Below are 19,638 nucleotides of genomic sequence, written 5' to 3' on the forward strand. Positions count from 1 at the left end.
CCATGATCCACGAACTCGCTGCCTTCGAACATGCCGCCCAGCACTGCACCGTCACCGAAAAGCAAATAACCGCAGCACTTTTCGATGACACGCCGACGGTGCACGCGCACGTCGTCGATGTCGACGGACAACTCGCCGCGATGGCGTTGTGGTTCCTCAACTTCTCCACCTGGGACGGCGCGGCGGGGATCTACCTGGAAGACCTCTACGTGCGGCCGGCGTTCCGGCGCCGCGGTCTGGCCCGCGACCTGCTGAGGACCCTGGCCGCCGAATGCCGCACCCACGGCTACACACGACTGGCGTGGGCGGTGCTCAACTGGAACGCGGACGCGATCGCCCTGTACGACGGGATCGGGGCGGCGCCGCAGCGCGAGTGGACGACCTACCGGTTGTCCGGTCCGGAGTTGGCCGCGCTGGCCGGACCCCGCTGATCGTCGCCGGCGGCCCAGCGCACCGCCGGCGGGCTGAACAGCAATCCCAGGGTGCCCAGTGCCACCAGCCCCAACGGGATGCCGTACACCGGCCGGTGGGATCCCACCGCCAGATACCAGGCCACCGGCAGCAGCAACAGCTGGGTGAACACGGCCAGCCCACGGCCCCACCGCTTGCCGGTCACCAGGGCCCGGCCCCCGGCCAGCACCGCGGCACCCACCACGGCGAACCACGCCGCGGTGCCCAGCCCGTTGACGACGTGCTGATCGGCCCCGGCCAGACCACGGACCACCAGGATCGCGGCCACCACCAGCGCTGCCGCGCCCTGGGCCGCCACGACGAAGCCGGCGCGACGGACGGTGGGCGGGACGGGGATGCGCACAGAGCCAGCGTAGAGCGTGATCCGCACCGCATACCGCTTAAGCTCATGGCTCATGCGTGCCATGTTGATCGCCAACCCGATCGCCACCAGCATCACTCCGGCCGCCCGGGCGCTGGTGACGCACGCACTGGAAAGTCGCGTACAGCTCACCATCGCCAACACCGAACACCCCGGTCACGCGGAGGAACTCGGGCACACCGCAGCGGCGCAGGGGTACGACCTGGTCGTCGTGCACGGCGGTGATGGGACGGTGAGCGCGGTGGTCAACGGCATGCTCGGCCGTCCCGGTTCCACTCCGGCCGGGCCGGTGCCGGCGGTGGCGATCGTGCCCGGCGGCTCAGCCAACGTGCTGGCCCGGGCGCTGGGCATGCACCGCGACCCCACCGAGGCGACCAACCAGCTCATCGACCTGCTCGACGCGTACGAACAGCACCGGCAGTGGCGGCGCATCTCCCTGATCGACTGCGGCGAGATGTGGGCTCTGGTCAACGCCGGGATGGGCGTCGACGCGGAGGTGCTGGAGGCGGTCGAAGCGGCGCGCGAGCGGGGCGTCAAGGTCACGCCGATGAACTACTGGCGGATCGCGGTGCCCGTCTCGGTGCGGTTCAGCCGGCGTGACCCCAACCTGATCCTGGAATTGCCCGACAAGGAGCCCGTCTCCGGCGTGCACTTCGTCTGGGTGTGCAACACCAACGTATGGACCTACAGCGACGACCGGCCGATGGTGACCAACCCGGGTTGCAGCTTCGACTCCGGCCTGGGCATCTTCGCGCTCACCAGCATGAAGCTGATTCCGACCATCAAGGTGTTGCGCCAACTGCTCGCTAAGCGTCCCGATCCGCGGGGCAAGCAACTCATCCGCGACGACGATGTGAGTTACGTGACCGTCACCAAGATGGCCACGCCCGCCGCCTTCCAGTGCGACGGTGAGTACCTCGGTCTACGCGATTCCATCACGTGCCGGGTCGTTCCGAGCGCCTTGGCGGTGGTTGCTCCGCCACCGAATTCAGGTCCGTGACCTGCGCAGATCAAGCTGTGACGAGCTCGCGACGAAAATGTGGGGCGAAATTCGCCGAGTAGTGTAGTACAACTGGTTAAGGGTATGGGTAAGAGATCGGTGAAGTGAGATAGCCCACGAGCCCGCGTAACACTATTGACATCTGTTGAGCCTGTGAAACGATCAAAAGGTTGCATGCACAGAGATATGCAGAGGTACGGAAAATCCCTTTCTTGCGCACGCTTTAACAGCCAAGAAGAAAATGCCCGTGTGCAGTGCTGCGCACATAGTGAGGAGTAGAGACTAATGGATTGGCGCCATAGGGCGGTGTGTCGCGACGAAGATCCGGAACTGTTCTTCCCGGTTGGGAACAGCGGCCCGGCACTCGCGCAGATCGCTGACGCGAAACTGGTCTGTAATCGGTGTCCGGTGACCACGGAATGTCTCGGATGGGCTCTGAACACCGGTCAGGACTCGGGCGTGTGGGGCGGAATGAGCGAAGACGAGCGGCGCGCACTCAAGCGCCGCAACGCCCGGACGAAAGCCCGAAGCGGAGTCTGAACCCAGACTTCACAGCTAATGCGGCCCCGGAGATTTCCGGGGCCGCATTGCTGCGTGCGACCACAGTCACAGCAGCAACCGGCCCCGTCGACCGATCGGCACCCGCAGCACCACGTCGGTGCCGCGATCGGCGCTCTCCCGCATGTCCAGGGAACCGTCCAACTCCGCGGAGACCAGCGTCCGGACGATCTGCAGCCCCAGGCTGTCGGACTTCTCCAGACTGAACCCGTCGGGCAGGCCGCGCCCGTCGTCGTGGACCACGACGTCCAGCCAGCGGGCCGAGCGTTCGGCCCGGATCGTCACCGACCCGACCGCAGCCGTCGGATCGAACGCGTGCTCGATCGCGTTCTGCACCAGTTCGGTGATCACCATGATCAGCGCTGTCGCCCGGTCGGAGTCCAGGACTCCCAGGTCGCCGACCCGGTTGATCCGGATCGGGCGGTCCACCGAGGCCACGTCGTTCATGATCGGCAGGATCCGGTCGATCACCTCGTCGAGGTTGACCTGCTCGTCCACCGACATCGACAGCGCGTCGTGCACCAGCGCGATCGACGACACCCGGCGCACCGATTCGATCAGGGCCTCGCGCCCCTCGGCGTTGACGGTGCGGCGGGCCTGTAGCCGCAGCAGCGCCGCCACCGTCTGCAGGTTGTTCTTCACCCGGTGGTGAATCTCACGGATGGTGGCGTCCTTGGAGATCAGCGCGCGGTCCCGGCGCTTGACCTCGGTGACGTCGCGGATGAGGATCGCCGCCCCGGCGTTCTCCCCGTGCACTACCAGCGGCAGCGTGCGCAGCAGGACGGTGGCGCCGCCCGCGTCGACCTCCATGCGCATGCTGGATCCGCCGGCCAGCAGGTTGAGGATGTGCTCGGCCACCTCCTGCGCCTCGAACGGATCCGAAATCAGCGGCCGGGTGATCTTGATCAGGTTGTGGCCCTCCAACTCGCTGGTCAGGCCCATCCGGTGGTAGGCCGACAGCGCGTTGGGACTGGCGTACGCCACGATGCCGTCGACGTCGAGGCGGATGAAGCCGTCCCCGGCGCGGGGCGTGGACCGCGACATGGCGACGTCGCCGACGTCGGGGAAGGCGCCGTCGGCGATCATGTGCAGCAGATCGTCGGCGCAGGCCCGGTAGGCCGTTTCCAAGTGGCCGGACATCCGCTCGGCTGCGGTGTCGGTTTGGTGCTGAGTCAGCACGGCCACCACGTTGTCGCGAAACCGCACCGGCGACGCGACGACGTGCGGCCCCGGCAGCGGCCACGAGTGTGGTTCACCCACGTCGCTCTCCTGCACGCCGACGCCGGCCGCGAAGGTCTGGGAGACCAGCGGCAACTGGTCGGCGGGCACGACGCTGCCCACCGCGTCGGTCTGCAGGACCGTCGGCGCGGTATTGGGCCGGCACTGCGCGACGCAGACCAGCACCTCGTCGTCGCGACGCACCCACATCAGGTAGTCGGCGAACGACAGGTCGGCCAGTAGCTGCCACTCCCCTACGACCGCGTGCAGGTGATCGACGGCGTTGCCGGGCAGCACCGTGTGTTCGGCGAGCAGATCACCGAGAGTGGACATGGGCTTCGGTCAGCTGATGACAGCGATCAGGTCGCCGGCCTGGATCACGTCACCGACCGACACGCTCACCTGACTGACGGTTCCACCGACTTCGGCCAGGACCGGGATCTCCATCTTCATGGACTCCAGCAGCACCACGATGTCGCCCTGGCCGATTTGGTCGCCTTCGTTGACCACGACTTCGAGCACGCTGGCCACGATCTCGGCGCGAACCTCCTCGGACATCATCACCCCACTCGTCTCGGCCAACTGCGCATGCTGCTCTCGGCTTTGTATATCGAACCATAAGGCCGTTGGCGACCGCGGCGCGCGGGCGGTGGACAGCGCATCGGTGTCCGCATGAGACACTGGACGGTAATCGAGCGGCCGCTGGCCGCCCAGCAGCTGCCCAGAAGCTTCACGAAACGAGGTTCAGACATGGCCAAGCGAGGCCGGAAGAAGCGCGACCGCAAGTACAGCAAGGCCAACCACGGCAAGCGGCCCAACGCCTGAGGATCAGAACTCGCCCTGGACGATCGTGGTCCGGCTGATCTGGATCCGCAGCCGCTCCCGTAGGCCGTCCGGAGCCTTCTCACCGCTGCATTTCATCGCGATCAGTTCTTTGATCCGCTCTTCGATGCCGTAGTGCTGCAGGCAGCCGGGGCAAGCATCGAGGTGCCGTTGCAGAATCGCCTTCTCGTCCGGCTGGCATTCGCCGTCGAGCAGGGTCCAGATCTGGGCGATGACCTGCGCGCAGCCCAGATGACGGTCGGAGTCGTGGCTACTCGAGCACGAACCGGCGGCGCCGGGTTGTTCACTCATGACGACACCTCCTCGTGCGCCTGCCCACGGACGAAGCCGCGGTCCTTGGCGACGTCGGCCAGCAGTTCGCGGAGCTGACGTCGGCCGCGGTGCAGCCGAGACATCACGGTACCGATCGGGGTGCCCATGATCTCGGCGATCTCTTTATAAGGGAAACCTTCGACGTCGGCGTAGTAGACGGCCATCCGGAACTCTTCCGGCAAGGCCTGCAGGGCCGCCTTGATCTCGGTGTCCGGTAGTGCTTCGAGTGCCTCGACCTCGGCAGAGCGCAGCCCGGTGGAGGAATGCTCGGCGTTGGCGGCCAGCTGCCAGTCGGTGATCTCGTCGGTCGGGTACTCCGCCGGCTGCCGCTGCTTCTTGCGGTAGCTGTTGATGTAGGTGTTGGTCAGAATGCGGTACAGCCACGCCTTGAGGTTGGTGCCCTCCCGGAACGAGCGGAACCCGGCGTAGGCCTTGACCATCGTCTCCTGCAGCAGGTCTTCGGCGTCGGCGGGGTTGCGGGTCATCCGCAGCGCACCGCCGTAGAGCTGGTCGAGCAGCGGAATCGCGTCACGCTCGAAGCGTGCCGTCAGTTCGGCGTCGGTCTCCTGGCGCGCGGGCGGCCCGTTTTCGGCGACCGAGGGTCCGGTCTCGCCATCGGTGTCGGCCATGTTGATTACCACGGTCCCTTCGGTTGCGGTGTGACCGGGCAACGCGGCCAGCGCCGCCGGACTCGCAAGGAAGCGATCCAACCGCGCGTCGCACAACAGGCTCGTCGCAGTTGACACCAGGTTCCTTTCTCCCAATCTAAAGGCCGCCACCGACAGTGTCTGCCTCGGACCGCTCGGCACGGATTTCACCGACGCCGATGTGAACGTCGCTTCAGTCAACGGCATTATCGGTCGAGGTATTTCCGGTCGGCAGTTGTCCGGCCATCCTGCAAGACTCGAGTGGTGCCAGTTGGCACGCACACCGTCTCCCGGCAGGTCCGCGGGCCATGGGCGCTCAGCGTCAGCAGCGAGTTCTGGGATGGCTTCACTCCGGCCGCCCTGCGCCCGCAAGGTGCTCCCGGCACGTTGAGCACCACTTTTCTCGTCGAAGCGGATGGTCAAGGGCCGAGGCGGCCGAACAAACGGCCCGCTTCCTGGCGCTGGAGGTGGATGCACGGGGGTGGGTCGACGTTGCGCAGCGGAATCCGGTGATCGCCGATGTCCAGCAGGAGCTGCCGGATGCTGCGATCGATGCAGGCCGAAGCAGCGGTGCTCGCGGTGCGGGAAATCAACGAACTGGGCCCGTTCGCCGCGGAACTCGTCGTCCTGCGCGGCGCCAACGTGCCCGACGGGTTGCCGACGCACGAACGCCGCCTGGACGCGGAGATCAGCGAACGGTACGGACCGCGGTGACGCTGCGCGCATCACGGGAGCGACGCACCGGAGAAATGGCCGGTCGAAGCGGAGGTTAGTGTGACGCCATGTCGCTGAATGGGAAGACCATGTTCATTTCCGGCGCCAGCCGCGGTATCGGCCTGGCGATCGCCAAGCGCGCCGCGCAGGACGGCGCCAATATCGCGCTGATCGCCAAGACCGCCGACCCGCACCCGAAACTGCCGGGCACCGTCTACACCGCCGCCAAGGAACTCGAGGAGGCCGGCGGCCAGGCGCTGCCGATCGTCGGCGACGTGCGCGACCCGGAGTCCGTCGAGTCCGCGGTGGCCAAGGCGGTCGAGCAGTTCGGCGGCATCGACATCTGCGTCAACAACGCCTCGGCCATCAACCTCGGATCCATCACCGAGGTGCCGATGAAGCGCTTCGACCTGATGAACGGCATCCAGGTGCGCGGCACCTACGCGGTCTCGCAGGCGTGTCTGGCGCACATGAAGGGCCGCGAGAATCCGCATGTGCTGACGTTGTCGCCGCCGGTGCTGCTGGGCAAGGAATGGCTGAAGCCGACCGCATACATGATGGCCAAGTTCGGTATGACGTTGTGCGCGTTGGGCATTGCCGAGGAGATGCGGGAGGAGGGCATCGCGTCGAACACGCTGTGGCCCCGCACGATGGTGGCCACCGCCGCGGTGCAGAACCTGCTCGGCGGCGACGAGGCGATGGCCCGGTCCCGCAAGCCCGAGGTGTACTCCGATGCCGCATACGTGATCCTGAACAAGCCGTCGCGGGAGTACACCGGCAACATGCTGCTGTGTGAGGACGTGCTGGTCGAGTCCGGCGTCAGCGACCTGTCGGTCTACGACTGCGTACCGGGTTCGCAGTTGGGTGTGGACTTCTGGGTGGACGGGGTCAACCCGCCGGGGTACTCAGGCTCCTGAGCGCCGCCACGCCTGCGATTGCGGCGTTGGTCAAAGCCGGTGTGCGGCATGAGGTTCGGCAGTTCGAGATGGTTGCCGACCTGTCGCGGGGCACCGGGATCGCGCCGGCGCAGGTGTTCAAGACGCTGATCATCGCGCTGCCCGCTGAGCTGGCGGTCGCGGTGGTGCCGGTGCCGGCGAAGTTGTCTTTGAAGGCTGCCGCGGCCGCTTTCGGGGTGGCCAAGGCCAAGATGGCCGAACCCGCTGCGGCCGAGCGCTCGAGTGGCTATGTCGTCGGCGGGATTTCGCCGTTCGGTCAGCGTAGGCGGCTGCGGACCGCAGTGGACAGTTCAGTTGTGGAGTGGGACCGGGTGTTGTGCAGCGCGGGCCGACGGGGCTGGGATCTGGTGGTCGCGCCGGCAGATCTGCTCCGATTGACCGACGCGATCACCTGGGATCTGGCGATCTGAGCAAATGATGCCGTTCACACTGTCAGGTATCCGCCGTCGACGGCGATGGTGCTGCCGGTGATGTACGAAGCGGCATCGGTGCACAGGAACAGCGCTGCACCTGCGCAGTCCCGGGGGGTCCCCGGCCGGCCGAGCGGGGTGTGAAAGCCGATCTCGACGTCCCGGATTTGCGGGATCTGTATCGCCGGCTGCGTGATCCGGGTATCGATCAGCCCGGGCGCGACCGCGTTGACGCGAATGCCGTCGTCGGCCCAGCGGCGGGACAGATTCATCGTCAAAGCAAGCAGGCCCATCTTCGCTGAGGCGTAACCGGGAACGAACACCGCTGAACGGAAGGCGGACATCGATACGATGTTCACCACACTGGCACCGCCGGACATGTTGCTGGACTTGAGCTTTTCGTGACAACCCATGGTGAGCCGCATGGGACCGAACATGTTCTGCGCCACCGATGCGATGTAGCCGTCGGGATCGTATTCGTCACCCGCCGGGTAGGGGCCGCCAGCGTTGTTGACCAGGATGTCCAATTCGTTCAGTGAGTTCACCAGTGCGTCGACGGAGTCGGCCTCCTGAATGCGGCACTGCCGGTAGGCGAAGGAGCTGAGGTCGGCGTCGTATTCGGTTGGTGCAGTGCGTGTTCCGGTGACTGTGACGGAGGCGCCGGCCTGGGCAAAGGCCGCGGCGATACCGTTGCCGATCCCGCTGGTGCCGCCGGTGACCAGGACGTGGGCCCCGGTGAAGTCGAACTTGACTGAATTCACTCGGTCGTCCTCCAGTCGCCGAACCCGGGCCGCGCTCGATCGATCTCAGCCATGAGGTGCGATCCTTTACAGTCCTGAAGGTGAAAGTCAAGACCCGAGAGGGGTAACCATGGGACTGCGCGGCCTGGCCGACCGGGTCGCTGTCGTGGTGGGCGGCGCCACGGGCATCGGGGCGGTGACGGCGGCACGGCTGGGCGACGAAGGATGCCCGGTGGTGGTGGGTGACGTCGCCGCCGGTGCCGCCCGGCAGACCGCCGAGCGCATCGTCGCGGCAGGCGGTACGGCGTCGCATGTTGTCTTCGACTTGTCCGACACGGACTCCGTGGCCGCGCTGATGGACTGCGCAACAACGACTTTCGGTGGTGTCGACCTGTTGTTCAACGTGGGCGCGGACATGTCGACCTTGCGCGCCGACACCGACGTCGTCGACATCGAGTTCGACGTGTGGGATCGCGTCATGGCGGTCAACCTGCGTGGGTACGTCGCTGCCATGAAGTACGCCATCCCGCACATGCTGGACCGGGGCGGCGGGGCGATCGTGAACATGTCGTCGGCGGCGGCCTTCCAGGGCGAGCCCGCGCGTCCGGCCTATGCCACCGCCAATGCCGGCATCGGCGCACTGACCAGACACGTCGCTGCCCGGTGGGGCAAGGAGGGGATCCGCTGCAACGCCGTCGCACCGGGCTTCACCGCCACCGACGCGATCCGTGCCGCCCCGCAGTGGTCACAACTGCAAGCCGGTGCACTCAAACGGATTCGAGGACACCGCGTCGGCGCTCCCGATGACATCGCGGCCTTGGTCGCCTTTCTGTTATCCGCGGAAGGCGAGTGGATCAATGGGCAGGTGATCAACATCGACGGTGGCACGGTGCTGCGTTGATCGGCAATCCTGAGCCCGCCAGGAGGCGCCGCATGGTCTCGAGGACGCGCCTACAGCAAAGTCATCTGCCCAGGCTGCGACTCGGCCGGCTGCAACAGCTCCGACCCGTTGTTGCGGACGCTGTTGACCAGCGTCGACACCTGGCGCACCGCAATGCCGCCGATGTCCGGCGGACGGGCCAGCAGGTCGGGGTCCAGCGGTGCGTCCGGATCCAGCCAGGCATCCCACTCGTCCTCGGCCAGGATCAGCGGCATCCGGTCGTGGATTTCAGCCAGTTCACCGACCGCGTCGGTGGTGATGATCGTGCAACTCAGCAGCGGATCCGCCTGCTTGTCTGGCTTCCACACCGACCACAGCCCAGCCATGAACAACGGCTCACCGTCGTTGCGGTGCATGAAAAACGGTGTCTTGGGCGACTTGCCGGTCTCCGGATTGGGCTGCCATTCATACCAACCGTCCATCGGGACCAGGCAGCGTTTGCTCTTTGCCGAGCCGCGGAAGGCCGGCGACGTGGCGACCTTATCGGCGCGGGCATTGATCAGCAGGGGGCCTTTGGTGTCCGGCGCACCGTCCGGGCCGGCTTTCACCCAGGGCGGCAGCAGGCCCCAGCGCATCAACCGCACCCGGCGGGTGGCCTCGTCGTCCGGCTCGTCGTGCCGGGTCACCACGGTCGCGATGGCAGTGGTGGGTGCCACGTTGTAATTGGGCTCCGAACTGCGCTCGGAGGTACCGGTCGCTTCGTCGATCGCCTTGATTTTCTCGGCCAGCAGTGCCGGATCGGTGGTGACTGCAAAACGTCCACACATATCTCCATGTTGGCAGAAGCCACCGACACGAGATGATGGAGCGGTGAGCGCATGGCAGGCCCCGTCCGCACCGGCCCCGGTGCACGCGACCGTGACCGTCCCGGGCTCGAAGTCGCAAACGAATCGCACCTTGATTCTGGCGGCGCTCGGCGCCGGCACGTCGACCATTGCCGGAGCCTTGCGCAGCCGTGACACAGACCTGATGATCGGGGCGCTGCGAGCCCTGGGCCTGCGCGTCGACGGCACCAGCACCGACCTGACGGTGGACGGCCGCATCGAACCCGGCCCCGATACCCGCATCGACTGCGGACTGGCCGGCACCGTGCTGCGCTTCGTCCCCCCGCTGGCCGCACTCAGCGCCACCCCGGTCACGTTCGACGGCGACGAGCAGGCTCGTTCCCGACCCATCGCGCCCCTGCTGGATGCGCTGCGGGGTCTGGGCGTGCCGGTCGACGGGACCGGGTTGCCGTTCCGCGTGCAGGGCAGTGGTTCGGTGGCCGGCGGGACGGTGGCCATTGACGCCTCGGCGTCCTCGCAGTTCGTCTCGGGCCTGTTGCTGTCCGGGGCGTCGTTCACCGACGGCCTGACCGTGCAGCACACGGGTGAGTCGCTGCCCTCGGCGCCGCACATCGCGATGACGGTGGCGATGCTGCGCCAGGCCGGCGTCGACGTCGACGACTCGGTGGGCAATCGTTGGCACGTGCATCCGGGCACGGTGCAGGCCCGGCACTGGCAGGTCGAGCCGGACCTGACCAACGCGGTCGCGTTCCTGGCCGCCGCCGTGGTCACCGGAGGTTCCGTGCGCATCACCGGCTGGCCGGCAACCAGCGTGCAACCCGCCGAGCACATCCTGGACGTGTTGGCCAAGCTGAATGCGGTTGTCGAGCAGGGTGATTCGGCTCTGGAGGTGCAGGGTTCCCCCGGATACGACGGGTTCGACATCGACCTGCGCGACGTCGGCGAACTGGCGCCTTCGGTGGCGGCGCTGGCGGCGCTGGCGGCGCCGGGATCGGTGTCGCACCTGAGCGGGATCGCGCATCTGCGCGGGCACGAGACCGACCGGCTGGCCGCCCTGAGCACTGAGATCAACCGCCTGGGTGGTGATTGCCGGGAGACCGACGACGGCCTGGTGATCACCGCCGGTCCGTTGCAACCCGGGCTCTGGCGCGCCTACGCCGATCACCGGATGGCAATGGCTGGCGCGATCGTCGGGTTGCGGGTCCCCGGCGTGACGGTCGACGACATCGGCGCCACCACCAAGACGCTGCCGGAGTTTCCCCAACTGTGGACCGAAATGGTAAGCAGCGCTTGAGAACTGGCGACTACGACGAGTCCGACGTCAAGGTCCGGTCCGGCAAGGGATCGCGGCCCCGGACCAAGACCCGTCCGCAGCACGCCGACGCCGAGGCCGCCATGGTGGTCAGCGTCGACCGCGGCCGCTGGGGGTGCGTGCTGGGCGGGCAACCCGATCGCAGGGTCACGGCGATGCGGGCGCGCGAACTGGGCCGCACCCCGATCGTGGTCGGTGACGACGTCGACATCGTCGGCGACCTGTCCGGGCGCACCGACACCCTGGCCCGCATCGTGCGGCGGGGTCCGCGGCGAACGGTGTTGCGGCGCACCGCCGATGATGATGACCCCACCGAACGCGTGATCGTGGCCAACGCCGACCAACTGCTCATGGTGGTGGCACTCGCCGACCCGCCACCCCGCACCGGCCTGGTCGATCGCGCACTGATCGCCGCCTACACCGGCGGGCTGACGCCGATCCTGTGCCTGACCAAGACCGACCTCGCCCCACCCGAACCGTTCGCCGAACAATACGTCGACCTGGACCTCACCGTGGTCGTCGCCGGCGTCGACGACCCTCTGCTCGCGGTGGCAGACCTGCTCGACGACACGATCACAGTGCTGCTCGGGCACTCCGGAGTCGGCAAGTCGACACTGGTGAATCGCCTTGTGCCCGAGGCGGATCGGGCGGTGGGCAACGTCACCGACATTGGGCGGGGCCGGCACACCTCGACCCAGTCGGTCGCACTGCCGCTGCAAAACGGGGGGTGGGTGATCGACACCCCCGGCATTCGATCGTTCGGCCTGGCCCACATCAAACCCGACGACGTGCTGAAGTCGTTCAACGATCTCGCTGAGGCCATCGAGGACTGCCCGCGCGGCTGCGGACACATGGGTCCGCCGGCCGATCCGGAATGCGCGCTGGACCTGCTCACCGGCACCGCGGTGCGCCGTGTCGGTGCGGCCCGGCGGTTGCTGGCCACCCTGAGGGAGGGGTGAGACGTCGCGCGGTGAGTTTCCCTTGCCGAGCGGCCCCACAAGTACGGTAAAACGCCGCGAAAACCGTGCATGTGGGGTCGCTCGCGCGAACGAATGGAACCCCGCAATCAGCGCACCACTCGGACGGATCCGACGCGTCTGATCAGGCGAGCAGGAAGTCCGCGCAGCGTTCGCCGATCATGATGGCGGCAGCATTGGTATTCGCGCGCGGAATCCGGGGTAGCGCCGATGCATCGGCGACCCGCAGATTGTCGACGCCGCGCACCCGCAGATGCTCGTCGAGGGGACTCTCGGGGTGCGTGCCCATCGCAACAGTGCAGGCCGGATGGTAGGTGGTGATCGCGGTCTGCCTGATGCACGACTCGAGGTCCGTACCGGGACCCGGCAGCAGCTCCGGTCCGAGGGCGGACGCGATCGGTTCGGTGGCCATGATTTCGCGCGTGCGCCGCACAGCGCGGATCAGCGCTTCGACATCCTCGCGCTCGGAGAGCAGATTCATCCGGATCACCGGTGGCGTCGCGGGATCCGATGAGCGTGTCAACACCTCGCCACGACTCTTCGGCGTCCAGTACGAATGTCCAATCGACAGAGCGGGTTTCAGCGTGTCCGCTGCTGGATCGGCCGTGGTGTCGGCGAGGATGGTCATCAACTGAAAGTCGCAGGCCGGCAGCTCTGGTGTCGACCGGATGTGGGCGACCGCCTCGACGCCGCTGTTCGCGAGCTTGCCGCTGCGGCCGAATACCCACTGCAGCAACCATTTCGGGTGCGACGCGTCCGATAGGCCGACGTAGCCCGGCGCGAGGGACCAGATCGCCCAGGCGTGCGGGTGGTCGGTGAGGCCCTGACCGACCAGGGGATTGTCGATGACCGGATTGATTCCAACGCTTCGCAAATGGTCGGCGGGACCGATACCGGACAGCTGCAGCAAGTGTGGCGTGCGGTAGGCGCCCGCGCTCACGACGACGTGGCCGGCGAAGGCCTGCTGGACCCGACTCCCCCGTCCCTGACGGCGGTATTCGATGCCGACGGCGCGGCCCTTACGGATGATCACCCTGCCGACTTCGGCCCGGGTCAGGACGGTCAAATTGGGCCGCCGGCGCAGATAGCCGCGCGGCGTGCTCCAGCGCCGGCCTCGGTGGATGTTGACCGGGGCGATCGCCGCTCCGTCGAGTTCGGGTCCGCTGACGTCGTCGTCTGCGCAGACGCCCGCCGCCCGTGCCGCAGCGACGAACCGCCCCGACAGTTCGTCGGGGCAGGGGTTTCGCCCAATCCGCATCGGGCCCTGCTCAATTCGGGCGAACACCGGCGCCACGTCCGTCCACGACCAGCCGGGCAGTTGCCAGTCGTCGTAGTCGAGATGGCTGCCCTTGACCCACACCATCATGTTCATCGCGCTGGTTCCGCCGAGCACCCGACCGGCGTGCAACGGCATCCGGCGATCGCCGCAGGCGGCCTCCGGCTCGGATTCGTAGCACCAGTCCAGCGCGGTGCCGAATAGCCGGACGTTCGCCAGCGGCGCGCGCACCTCCAGTCGCCGGTCCGAACCGCCGGCCTCGACCAGCAGCACCCGGGACGTCGACTCCGCAGCAAGCCTTCCGGCCACCGCACATCCGGCTGATCCCGCTCCCACGACGATGTAGTCATATACAGCCACGGAACACCTACCTTAGCGCCAGAATTCGTGCCGCTTGCGCTGGCGTTGCGACCGAGCGGCCCGAACGTTCGCACAGGCGAACGGCTTCCGCCACCAATTCGACATTGGACGGCGACCGGTCGCCGCGGTAGAACTCCAGTCCCAGGTGCAGGTGGCCGCCGCGTGCGAGCGCAAGCTCAGCGATCGGACAAGCGCACAAGTCCCCGCCGACCACCGAAACAGCCCACGGAATGTCGCACCCGTCGAGCAGTTCCAGGTAGGCGTCGAGTGCGCGCTCGGTGGGCGGCAACCCGAAAGGGGCGCCCAGGTAACCGGATTCGGTGGCGAAGTAGAGCTTGATCATCGTCCCCTGCGGCAGCCGGCCCGCCCGCCACCACGCGAGCGCGGCCCGCAGGAACCCGGGTTCGTAGATGGCCAGACTGGGCCCGAGCCGGGCCTCGCGGCAGATCTGGAAAGCACGCTCGATCGTCTCAAATGAGTTGCGGTAGACGAAATCTCCGGCCGGCACCCCGTCAGCGTCGGTGCCGCCGAGATTGACCGATCCGGGGTCGGTGAGCCCCACGCGCAGCCCGGCCGCGGCCAGCGGCACCAGGTGTTCGTAGGAGATCGAGAGCTCCGCACCGAAATGCACCGTCGGGTACAGCAACGCGTCGGGTCGGGCGGCCAGGACCGGCCGCCATCCCTCGAGGTAGCGTTCGGCCGCTTCTGCCACGCCGACCCCATGCAGGTCGATGTGGTTGTGAATGATCGCCGCGCCCGCCTCGATGCACGCCAGCGCGTCCGCGGCGATCTCCGAAGGCGTCACCGGCACCTGGGGATTGACCGACTTGGGGGTGACGCCGTTGATGGCGCATTCGATGATGACCGGAGTCATTTCGAGGCAGTCAGAGCCAGCCGGTGCGGGCGGCGGGTACCGGCTCGGGGGGCGACGGCGCCAAATGCCCGTCGCGCACCCCGTCGAGCATCCGTTGCACCGCGGCCACGATTTCCGGTGCCGCCGAGGCGATTCCGGCCACGTCGGCCCCGCTGACCTGGTCCGCACCGATGCCGGCCCGGGCCAGCACGGCGGGCGGGTCGGCCAGTTCCTCGGCCAGCCAGGCGACGGGGTCGGCGGACAGCTCCGGGACGAAGTGCCGGCCGCCGGGTTCCCAGCCGTCGAACCGGGGGTGGTGATGGGCCCGGTCCAGCGTGCCGGGCGGGCTTTCGGTGGAGCCGAACAGGTCCACCCGCCACACCGGGCGGTTGAAGGCGATCGGGATGCCGGCGTAGATCGATCCGTGCGGGTCGGCCCGGTCGACGATGCGCAGCTCCAGCCTGACTCCCCGTTCCGGGGTCTCCTGGCCGGTGCGCGGGTTCGGGTCGACGAAGTACATGTCCCCGACGACCACACCCAGGTTCTCGAATCCGAACGCGGCAAGCATGTCAGCGAGCGTAGTCCCGCTCGGAGCGCAGCGCGCCGGGCGCGGTCACCGGGACGGCCGGCCGGACCGGCGCCACCGGGGCGATGCGTTCGTAAGGTGACCCCAGCGGCGGCCGCGGGTCCGACTCGCCCTTGTTCGGCCACAGCGAGGTGGCCCGCTCGGCCAGCGCGGTGATGGTCAGGGACGGGTTGACGCCCAGGTTGGCGGTGATCGTGGACCCGTCGATGACGTGCAACCCGGGGTGGCCGTGCATGCGGTGGTAGGGGTCCACCACGCCGGAGTCCGCCGATTCGGCGATCACGCAGCCGCCGATGAAGTGCCCCGTCATCGGGATGTCCGCCAGGTCCGCCCAAGCGCCGCCGGCGATGCCGTCGAGGTGCTCGGCCGCGCGCCGGGCGACTTCGTGACCGACCGGGATCCAGGTCGGGTTCGGCTCGCCCACGCCTTGCCGGGATTTCATCCGGCGCCCGAACAGCCAGGGGCGGGTGTAGGTGGTCAGCGAATTGTCGTGGGTTTGCATGACCAGCAGCGGAATGGTCTGCTCCGACCAGCGCTTCGGGTTGAGCAGCCGGCGCAGGTCCCGACGTTGGCGGACAAGCTCTTTCATCCCGGTCCGCCATCGCCTCCCCCCGTCCAATCCGTCGACCAGGACGGTGCCCATCAGCCCCATCAGGTTCGAGTCGTGGCCGTAACGGCAGGGCTCGACGTGGGTGTGGTCGTCCGGGTGGATGGAGGACGTGATCGCGACACCCTCGGAATAGTCCACGTCGTCGCGACGGGCCCGCACGGCCAGGATCGCCTCGGAATTGGTCCGGGACAGCTCGCCGAGCTTGGGCGAGATGTGCGGCAGGCTGCCGCGGTCGCGCAGCTTGTGTAGCAGCCGCTGGGTGCCCAGGGCAGCTGCGGAGAACACCACCTGCTCGGCGGTGAAAACACGCCGTCGGCGCCGCAGTTTGCCGCCGGTGCGGCGGGTCACCACGTCGTACCCGCCGCCGGCGCGGGGCCGCACGTCGACGACGGTGGTCAGCGGGTGGACCGTCGCGCCGAGGTTCTCGGCCAGGTAGAGATAGTTCTTGACCAGCGTGTTCTTAGCGTTGTGCCGACACCCGGTCATGCATTCGCCGCAGTGCCGGCAGGCGTTGCGGTCCGGGCCGGCCCCGCCGAAGTACGGGTCGCCCACCGGGGCGCCCGGCTCGGCCAGCTTGCCGTCGGACCCGGTGAAACACACCCCGACCGGGGTGGCGTGGAACGTGTCGGCGACGCCGAGATCGGTGGCGATCTTCAGCATCACCTTGTCCGACGGCGTGGTCCGCGGGTAGGTCTCGACGCCCAGCATCCGCTTGGCCTGGTCGTACCAGGGCAGCAGTTCGTCCTTCCAGTCGGTGATGCCGCTCCAGCGCGGGTCGGCGAAGAACCCGTCGCCGGGCTGGTAGAGCGTGTTCGCGTATACCAGCGAGCCGCCGCCGACCCCGGCGCCGCTGAGCACCACCGCGTCGGTGAGCACGTCGATGCGCTGGATGCCGTAACACCCGATCGAGGGCTTGAACAGGTAATCGCGGACGTGCCAGCTGTTCACCGCGTAGTCCTCGTCCCGGAACCGGCGTCCGGCCTCGAGAACGCCTACCCGGTAACCCTTTTCGCTGAGCCGCAGCGCGGTGACGCTGCCCCCGAAACCGGATCCGATGACCAGCACGTCATAGTCAAACGAGGCTTGACTCACGCGACAACACCTCCTGGAAATCGCCGAGGGCTGCGGTCCGGGTGCGACGCTGATATTCGTGCACCAGCCCGGGCCAGTTGGTGGTTACCCGGCCGGACGCGGTGCGATACCACGAGTCGCAACCGGTCCACACACCCTTGTCGAGGCGGGCCTGGACTTCGGCGTCGTAGGCCCGCTCGACGGAGGGCCGGACTTCGAAGGCGCGCCCGGGTCCGCGGCGGGCGAGCTCGGTCACGATCTGACGGATGTAGCCGGCCTGCTGCTCCATCATCAGGATGACCGAGCTGCTGCCGAGATTGGTGTTGGGGCCGTAGATCAGGAACATGTTCGGGAAGCCGGTGACCGCGATGCCGAGGTGTGCGCGGGCACCGTCGGCCCACTCGGCGTTCAGGTCCCGTCCGCCGCGGCCGGTGATCGTCATCGGCGCGAGAAACTCGGTGGCCTTGAAGCCGGTGCCGTAGATGATCACGTCCACCTCGTGCAGCCGGCCGTCGGCGGTACGCACCCCCGTCGGCGTCACCTCGGTGATCTCTTCGGTCTGCACGTCGACGTTGTCGCTGGCCAGCGCCGGATACCAGTCGCTGCTGAACAGCACCCGCTTGCACCCGATCGGGTAGTCGGGGGTGAGCTTGGCCCGCAGCTCCGGATCTTTGATGTGCCGCTTCAGGTTCGACGACGCCAGCGCCTGCAGCATCCGGGCCAGGGGTTTGGCCCTGGTCAGGGCCAGGCCCAGCAGTTCGGTGGTCTCCCAGATCACGCCACGCATGGCGGCAGCCCAGCCGGGCACCTTCTCGAACGCGGCGTGGTGCCGGTCGGTGTAGGCCCGGTCCACCTTCGGCACCACGTAGGGCGCGGAGCGTTGGAAGATGGTGACCTGTCCGGCAGTTTGGCGGATGCGCGGAACGAACTGGATGGCCGACGCCCCGGTGCCGAGCACCGCGACCCGCCGGCCGGTCAGGTCGACGTCGTGGCGCCACTGCGCGGAGTGGAAGGACGGCCCGGTGAACGAGTCCAGTCCCGGGATGTTCGGCAGCGAGGGACGCGACAGCTGGCCCACTGCCGGTACCAGCACCTCGGCTTCCAGGACTTCGCCGGATGCGGTGGTCACCCGCCAAGTGGCGGTGCCGTCGTCGTATTCGGCGGAGGTGACCTCGACCCCGGTCCGGACCAGCTCGCGCAGGCCGAACTGCTCGGCGGTGTCGTGGATGTAGCCCAGGATGTCGGGTTGCTCGGCGTAGCGGCGCCCCCAGTCGTTCTTGCGGGCGAAGGAATAGGAGTACAGATTCGACGGGACGTCGCAGGCGGCGCCGGGATAGGTGTTCTCCCGCCACACACCGCCGATGTCGTCGGCCTTCTCCAGCACGGTGACGTCGGCGAGACCGTCGTGGGAGAGTTCGTATGCGGCGGCCAGGCCTCCGAAGCCGGCGCCGATTACCAGGACACGGGGACGAAATCGCATGCTTTGAAATTACGAGCTATGGCACGTCACCGGAAGGCGATCGCGGACGCTGAATCCATAATTCCGGCCACGAACCGTTCCCGGGGCGCCACCGAACGCTGGTAGCGCGCAGGTGTGGTGCCGGTCCAGCGTTTGAACGCAGCGATGAAACTCGTCGCCTCCGCGTAGCCCAGCCGCAGCGCGACATCGTCCACCGACAGCGCACCGGTGGCCAGCAGCTCTTCGGCCAGCACCCGGTGCACTTCCTCAACCAGGTCCCGGAAGGTGGTGTTTTCCTCGGCCAGCCGGCGGCGCAGGGTGCGCTCGCTCATGGCGAGCTGCCGGGCGACGCTGGCGATGGTGTGGGTTTTACCGTCGATCTTGTCGTCCAGAGATGCCAACCGGTCCCGGACCTGCCGGGCCACCCCGGTGCGCTGCCGTCGGCGTTCCAGCAGAGCGGTGCACTGCTGCTCGCAGATGGTCACGCTCATCTCGCTGGCCTGGGGCAACCGGTTTTCCAGTAGCGCGGCCGGCCAGCGCGCCACATTGGCGGGCGCCTGGTATCGCGGGACCACCCCGAATACCTCCCGCACCGCGGTGTCCCCGGACGGCGGGGCCGCACCGGCGAACTCGATCGACATCAGCGGCAGCGGACCGCCCAGCAGCTCGGCCATCACCCGGCCGATCGCCGCGAGGTCGCGGCGCACCAGGAACTCGGCGACGGGACCGGTCAGATCGGGCAGGTCGAGCCGCAGCGCCGCAACCGGTCCCTCCACCGTCACGCTGGGCAGGCCGAAGCCGTAGCTGAGCTCGTAGAACCGGGCGGCGAACCGGACCGCGTCGCCCAGCGTCGAGCTGGTCAGGCAGGCGAACCCGAAGATCCCGAACGAGCCGACGTGGTAACTTCCGCCCACCCGCACCCCGAGGCCGGCCGGGTTGCCCAGCAGGCTCACCAGATTGGTCACCACCGCCAGCTCCTGGCGGCCGACGATCATCCGGCCCGGGTCGTGCAGGTCGGCCTCGGTCAGCCCGGACCCGCGCAGGACATCCTCGACGACGAGCCCGTTCGCGCAACCGAACTCGGTCATCAACGCGACGCTGCCGGTGTTGCGCGGGAAGTCCCAGTGCGACACCTGCTGTCCGGCGAAGACCTGCACGGTCTCCAGTATGGCGGCGCCT

Annotated in this window: 23 protein-coding genes; 10 read left to right on the forward strand and 13 right to left on the reverse strand. The window is 67.9% G+C overall.

The features are described 5' to 3' along the window. The first annotated feature begins 2 nt into the window (after positions 1–2). Positions 3–431 (forward strand): GNAT family N-acetyltransferase, encoded by a 429-nt coding sequence (locus tag AC5Y6Y_RS19800; RefSeq protein WP_463828349.1) that lies wholly within the window; start codon positions 3–5, stop codon positions 429–431. Here the strand turns inward: AC5Y6Y_RS19800 and AC5Y6Y_RS19805 are convergent. After that, positions 383–868 (reverse strand): hypothetical protein, encoded by a 486-nt coding sequence (locus AC5Y6Y_RS19805; RefSeq protein ID WP_473139227.1) that lies wholly within the window; start codon positions 866–868, stop codon positions 383–385. The two genes, AC5Y6Y_RS19800 and AC5Y6Y_RS19805, sit on opposite strands and share 49 nt — an antisense overlap. On the opposite strand from AC5Y6Y_RS19805, the gene AC5Y6Y_RS19810 reads away from it, so the two are divergent. Beyond that, positions 867–1,832: a diacylglycerol/lipid kinase family protein gene (locus tag AC5Y6Y_RS19810; protein ID WP_463828241.1), complete on the forward strand. Its 966-nt coding sequence runs from the start codon at positions 867–869 to the stop codon at positions 1,830–1,832. The genes AC5Y6Y_RS19805 and AC5Y6Y_RS19810 overlap by 2 nt on opposite strands. 285 nt (positions 1,833–2,117) lie before the next feature. Continuing rightward, the gene (whiB1, locus tag AC5Y6Y_RS19815; RefSeq protein ID WP_036353357.1) at positions 2,118–2,372 is read left to right on the forward strand and encodes a transcriptional regulator WhiB1; all 255 of its coding nucleotides are present in this window, start codon (positions 2,118–2,120) and stop codon (positions 2,370–2,372) included. 66 nt (positions 2,373–2,438) lie between these two features. Here whiB1 and AC5Y6Y_RS19820 read toward each other — a convergent pair whose 3' ends face one another. Then, positions 2,439–3,941 carry a sensor histidine kinase gene (locus AC5Y6Y_RS19820; RefSeq protein ID WP_473139228.1) on the reverse strand — a complete coding sequence of 501 codons (1,503 nt, stop codon included), beginning with the start codon at positions 3,939–3,941 and terminating at the stop codon, positions 2,439–2,441. A 9-nt stretch (positions 3,942–3,950) separates the two neighbouring features. Continuing rightward, the gene (locus AC5Y6Y_RS19825; protein ID WP_463828350.1) at positions 3,951–4,166 is read right to left on the reverse strand and encodes a biotin/lipoyl-binding carrier protein; all 216 of its coding nucleotides are present in this window, start codon (positions 4,164–4,166) and stop codon (positions 3,951–3,953) included. A 192-nt stretch (positions 4,167–4,358) separates the two neighbouring features. On the opposite strand from AC5Y6Y_RS19825, the gene AC5Y6Y_RS19830 reads away from it, so the two are divergent. Continuing rightward, complete coding sequence (locus AC5Y6Y_RS19830) at positions 4,359–4,433, forward strand: 50S ribosomal protein bL37 (protein ID WP_089025046.1); 75 nt, start codon at positions 4,359–4,361, stop codon at positions 4,431–4,433. 3 nt (positions 4,434–4,436) lie between these two features. Here AC5Y6Y_RS19830 and rsrA read toward each other — a convergent pair whose 3' ends face one another. After that, positions 4,437–4,742, reverse strand: coding sequence for a mycothiol system anti-sigma-R factor (gene rsrA, locus AC5Y6Y_RS19835; RefSeq protein ID WP_473139229.1), 306 nt, complete (start codon positions 4,740–4,742; stop codon positions 4,437–4,439). After that, entirely contained in the window at positions 4,739–5,392 is a 654-nt protein-coding gene (locus tag AC5Y6Y_RS19840) for a sigma-70 family RNA polymerase sigma factor (protein ID WP_463828351.1), read from the reverse strand. The genes rsrA and AC5Y6Y_RS19840 overlap by 4 nt, the downstream gene beginning before the upstream one ends. Before the next feature lie 558 nt (positions 5,393–5,950). On the opposite strand from AC5Y6Y_RS19840, the gene AC5Y6Y_RS19845 reads away from it, so the two are divergent. From AC5Y6Y_RS19845 to AC5Y6Y_RS19855, 3 genes are all read left to right on the forward strand, one after another. Continuing rightward, entirely contained in the window at positions 5,951–6,124 is a 174-nt protein-coding gene (locus tag AC5Y6Y_RS19845) for a hypothetical protein (RefSeq protein WP_473139230.1), read from the forward strand. 68 nt (positions 6,125–6,192) lie between these two features. Next, a complete protein-coding gene (locus tag AC5Y6Y_RS19850) occupies positions 6,193–7,041 on the forward strand; it encodes an SDR family oxidoreductase (protein WP_463828245.1) in 849 nt (282 codons plus the stop codon). A gap of 26 nt (positions 7,042–7,067) precedes the next feature. Then, entirely contained in the window at positions 7,068–7,490 is a 423-nt protein-coding gene (locus tag AC5Y6Y_RS19855) for a YbaK/EbsC family protein (RefSeq protein WP_473139231.1), read from the forward strand. 14 nt (positions 7,491–7,504) lie between these two features. Here the strand turns inward: AC5Y6Y_RS19855 and AC5Y6Y_RS19860 are convergent, their stop codons facing one another. After that, positions 7,505–8,251, reverse strand: a complete 747-nt coding sequence (locus AC5Y6Y_RS19860) for an SDR family NAD(P)-dependent oxidoreductase (RefSeq protein ID WP_473139232.1) — start codon at positions 8,249–8,251, stop codon at positions 7,505–7,507. A 109-nt stretch (positions 8,252–8,360) separates the two neighbouring features. Between AC5Y6Y_RS19860 and AC5Y6Y_RS19865 the strand changes: the two genes are divergently transcribed. Next, positions 8,361–9,131 (forward strand): SDR family NAD(P)-dependent oxidoreductase, encoded by a 771-nt coding sequence (locus AC5Y6Y_RS19865; protein WP_473139233.1) that lies wholly within the window; start codon positions 8,361–8,363, stop codon positions 9,129–9,131. A gap of 50 nt (positions 9,132–9,181) precedes the next feature. Here the strand turns inward: AC5Y6Y_RS19865 and AC5Y6Y_RS19870 are convergent, their stop codons facing one another. Next, positions 9,182–9,937: an SOS response-associated peptidase gene (locus tag AC5Y6Y_RS19870; RefSeq protein ID WP_473139234.1), complete on the reverse strand. Its 756-nt coding sequence runs from the start codon at positions 9,935–9,937 to the stop codon at positions 9,182–9,184. A gap of 43 nt (positions 9,938–9,980) precedes the next feature. Between AC5Y6Y_RS19870 and aroA the strand changes: the two genes are divergently transcribed. Next, complete coding sequence (gene aroA, locus AC5Y6Y_RS19875) at positions 9,981–11,249, forward strand: 3-phosphoshikimate 1-carboxyvinyltransferase (protein ID WP_473139235.1); 1,269 nt, start codon at positions 9,981–9,983, stop codon at positions 11,247–11,249. Further along, positions 11,246–12,226 (forward strand): ribosome small subunit-dependent GTPase A, encoded by a 981-nt coding sequence (gene rsgA, locus AC5Y6Y_RS19880; RefSeq protein WP_473139236.1) that lies wholly within the window; start codon positions 11,246–11,248, stop codon positions 12,224–12,226. Before aroA ends, rsgA begins: the two co-directional genes overlap by 4 nt. Before the next feature lie 142 nt (positions 12,227–12,368). Here the strand turns inward: rsgA and AC5Y6Y_RS19885 are convergent, their stop codons facing one another. From AC5Y6Y_RS19885 to AC5Y6Y_RS19910, 6 genes are read right to left on the reverse strand one after another with little or no spacing between them, the layout of a single operon-like run. After that, positions 12,369–13,880: a GMC family oxidoreductase gene (locus AC5Y6Y_RS19885; protein ID WP_473139237.1), complete on the reverse strand. Its 1,512-nt coding sequence runs from the start codon at positions 13,878–13,880 to the stop codon at positions 12,369–12,371. Positions 13,881–13,887: 7 nt separating this feature from the next. After that, entirely contained in the window at positions 13,888–14,754 is an 867-nt protein-coding gene (locus AC5Y6Y_RS19890) for a beta-keto acid cleavage family enzyme (protein ID WP_473139238.1), read from the reverse strand. 10 nt (positions 14,755–14,764) lie between these two features. Continuing rightward, positions 14,765–15,301 carry a hypothetical protein gene (locus AC5Y6Y_RS19895; RefSeq protein ID WP_473139239.1) on the reverse strand — a complete coding sequence of 179 codons (537 nt, stop codon included), beginning with the start codon at positions 15,299–15,301 and terminating at the stop codon, positions 14,765–14,767. A 1-nt stretch (position 15,302) separates the two neighbouring features. Further along, entirely contained in the window at positions 15,303–17,021 is a 1,719-nt protein-coding gene (locus tag AC5Y6Y_RS19900) for a GMC oxidoreductase (protein ID WP_473139240.1), read from the reverse strand. Continuing rightward, positions 17,002–18,480 carry a flavin-containing monooxygenase gene (locus AC5Y6Y_RS19905; protein ID WP_473139241.1) on the reverse strand — a complete coding sequence of 493 codons (1,479 nt, stop codon included), beginning with the start codon at positions 18,478–18,480 and terminating at the stop codon, positions 17,002–17,004. The genes AC5Y6Y_RS19900 and AC5Y6Y_RS19905 overlap by 20 nt, the downstream gene beginning before the upstream one ends. Positions 18,481–18,506: 26 nt before the next feature. Next, the gene (locus AC5Y6Y_RS19910; protein ID WP_473139242.1) at positions 18,507–19,616 is read right to left on the reverse strand and encodes an AraC family transcriptional regulator; all 1,110 of its coding nucleotides are present in this window, start codon (positions 19,614–19,616) and stop codon (positions 18,507–18,509) included. Between the last annotated feature and the right edge of the window lie 22 nt (positions 19,617–19,638).

Source organism: Mycobacterium sp. NGS24 (assembly GCF_059813065.1).

What these genes read in the sequence shown, in the direction of transcription:
- AC5Y6Y_RS19895 (WP_473139239.1), bottom strand. Translation starts at nt 15,301, where the DNA reads ATGCTTGCCGCGTTCGGATTCGAGAACCTGGGTGTGGTCGTCGGGGAC.
- AC5Y6Y_RS19865 (WP_473139233.1), top strand. Translation starts at nt 8,361, where the DNA reads ATGGGACTGCGCGGCCTGGCCGACCGGGTCGCTGTCGTGGTGGGCGGC.
- AC5Y6Y_RS19820 (WP_473139228.1), bottom strand. Translation starts at nt 3,941, where the DNA reads ATGTCCACTCTCGGTGATCTGCTCGCCGAACACACGGTGCTGCCCGGC.
- whiB1 (WP_036353357.1), top strand. Translation starts at nt 2,118, where the DNA reads ATGGATTGGCGCCATAGGGCGGTGTGTCGCGACGAAGATCCGGAACTG.
- AC5Y6Y_RS19800 (WP_463828349.1), top strand. Translation starts at nt 3, where the DNA reads ATGATCCACGAACTCGCTGCCTTCGAACATGCCGCCCAGCACTGCACC.
- AC5Y6Y_RS19870 (WP_473139234.1), bottom strand. Translation starts at nt 9,937, where the DNA reads ATGTGTGGACGTTTTGCAGTCACCACCGATCCGGCACTGCTGGCCGAG.
- AC5Y6Y_RS19840 (WP_463828351.1), bottom strand. Translation starts at nt 5,392, where the DNA reads ATGGCCGACACCGATGGCGAGACCGGACCCTCGGTCGCCGAAAACGGG.
- AC5Y6Y_RS19890 (WP_473139238.1), bottom strand. Translation starts at nt 14,754, where the DNA reads ATGACTCCGGTCATCATCGAATGCGCCATCAACGGCGTCACCCCCAAG.
- AC5Y6Y_RS19825 (WP_463828350.1), bottom strand. Translation starts at nt 4,166, where the DNA reads ATGTCCGAGGAGGTTCGCGCCGAGATCGTGGCCAGCGTGCTCGAAGTC.
- AC5Y6Y_RS19905 (WP_473139241.1), bottom strand. Translation starts at nt 18,480, where the DNA reads ATGCGATTTCGTCCCCGTGTCCTGGTAATCGGCGCCGGCTTCGGAGGC.
- AC5Y6Y_RS19850 (WP_463828245.1), top strand. Translation starts at nt 6,193, where the DNA reads ATGTCGCTGAATGGGAAGACCATGTTCATTTCCGGCGCCAGCCGCGGT.
- AC5Y6Y_RS19845 (WP_473139230.1), top strand. Translation starts at nt 5,951, where the DNA reads ATGCTGCGATCGATGCAGGCCGAAGCAGCGGTGCTCGCGGTGCGGGAA.
- AC5Y6Y_RS19805 (WP_473139227.1), bottom strand. Translation starts at nt 868, where the DNA reads ATGAGCCATGAGCTTAAGCGGTATGCGGTGCGGATCACGCTCTACGCT.
- rsrA (WP_473139229.1), bottom strand. Translation starts at nt 4,742, where the DNA reads ATGAGTGAACAACCCGGCGCCGCCGGTTCGTGCTCGAGTAGCCACGAC.
- AC5Y6Y_RS19810 (WP_463828241.1), top strand. Translation starts at nt 867, where the DNA reads ATGCGTGCCATGTTGATCGCCAACCCGATCGCCACCAGCATCACTCCG.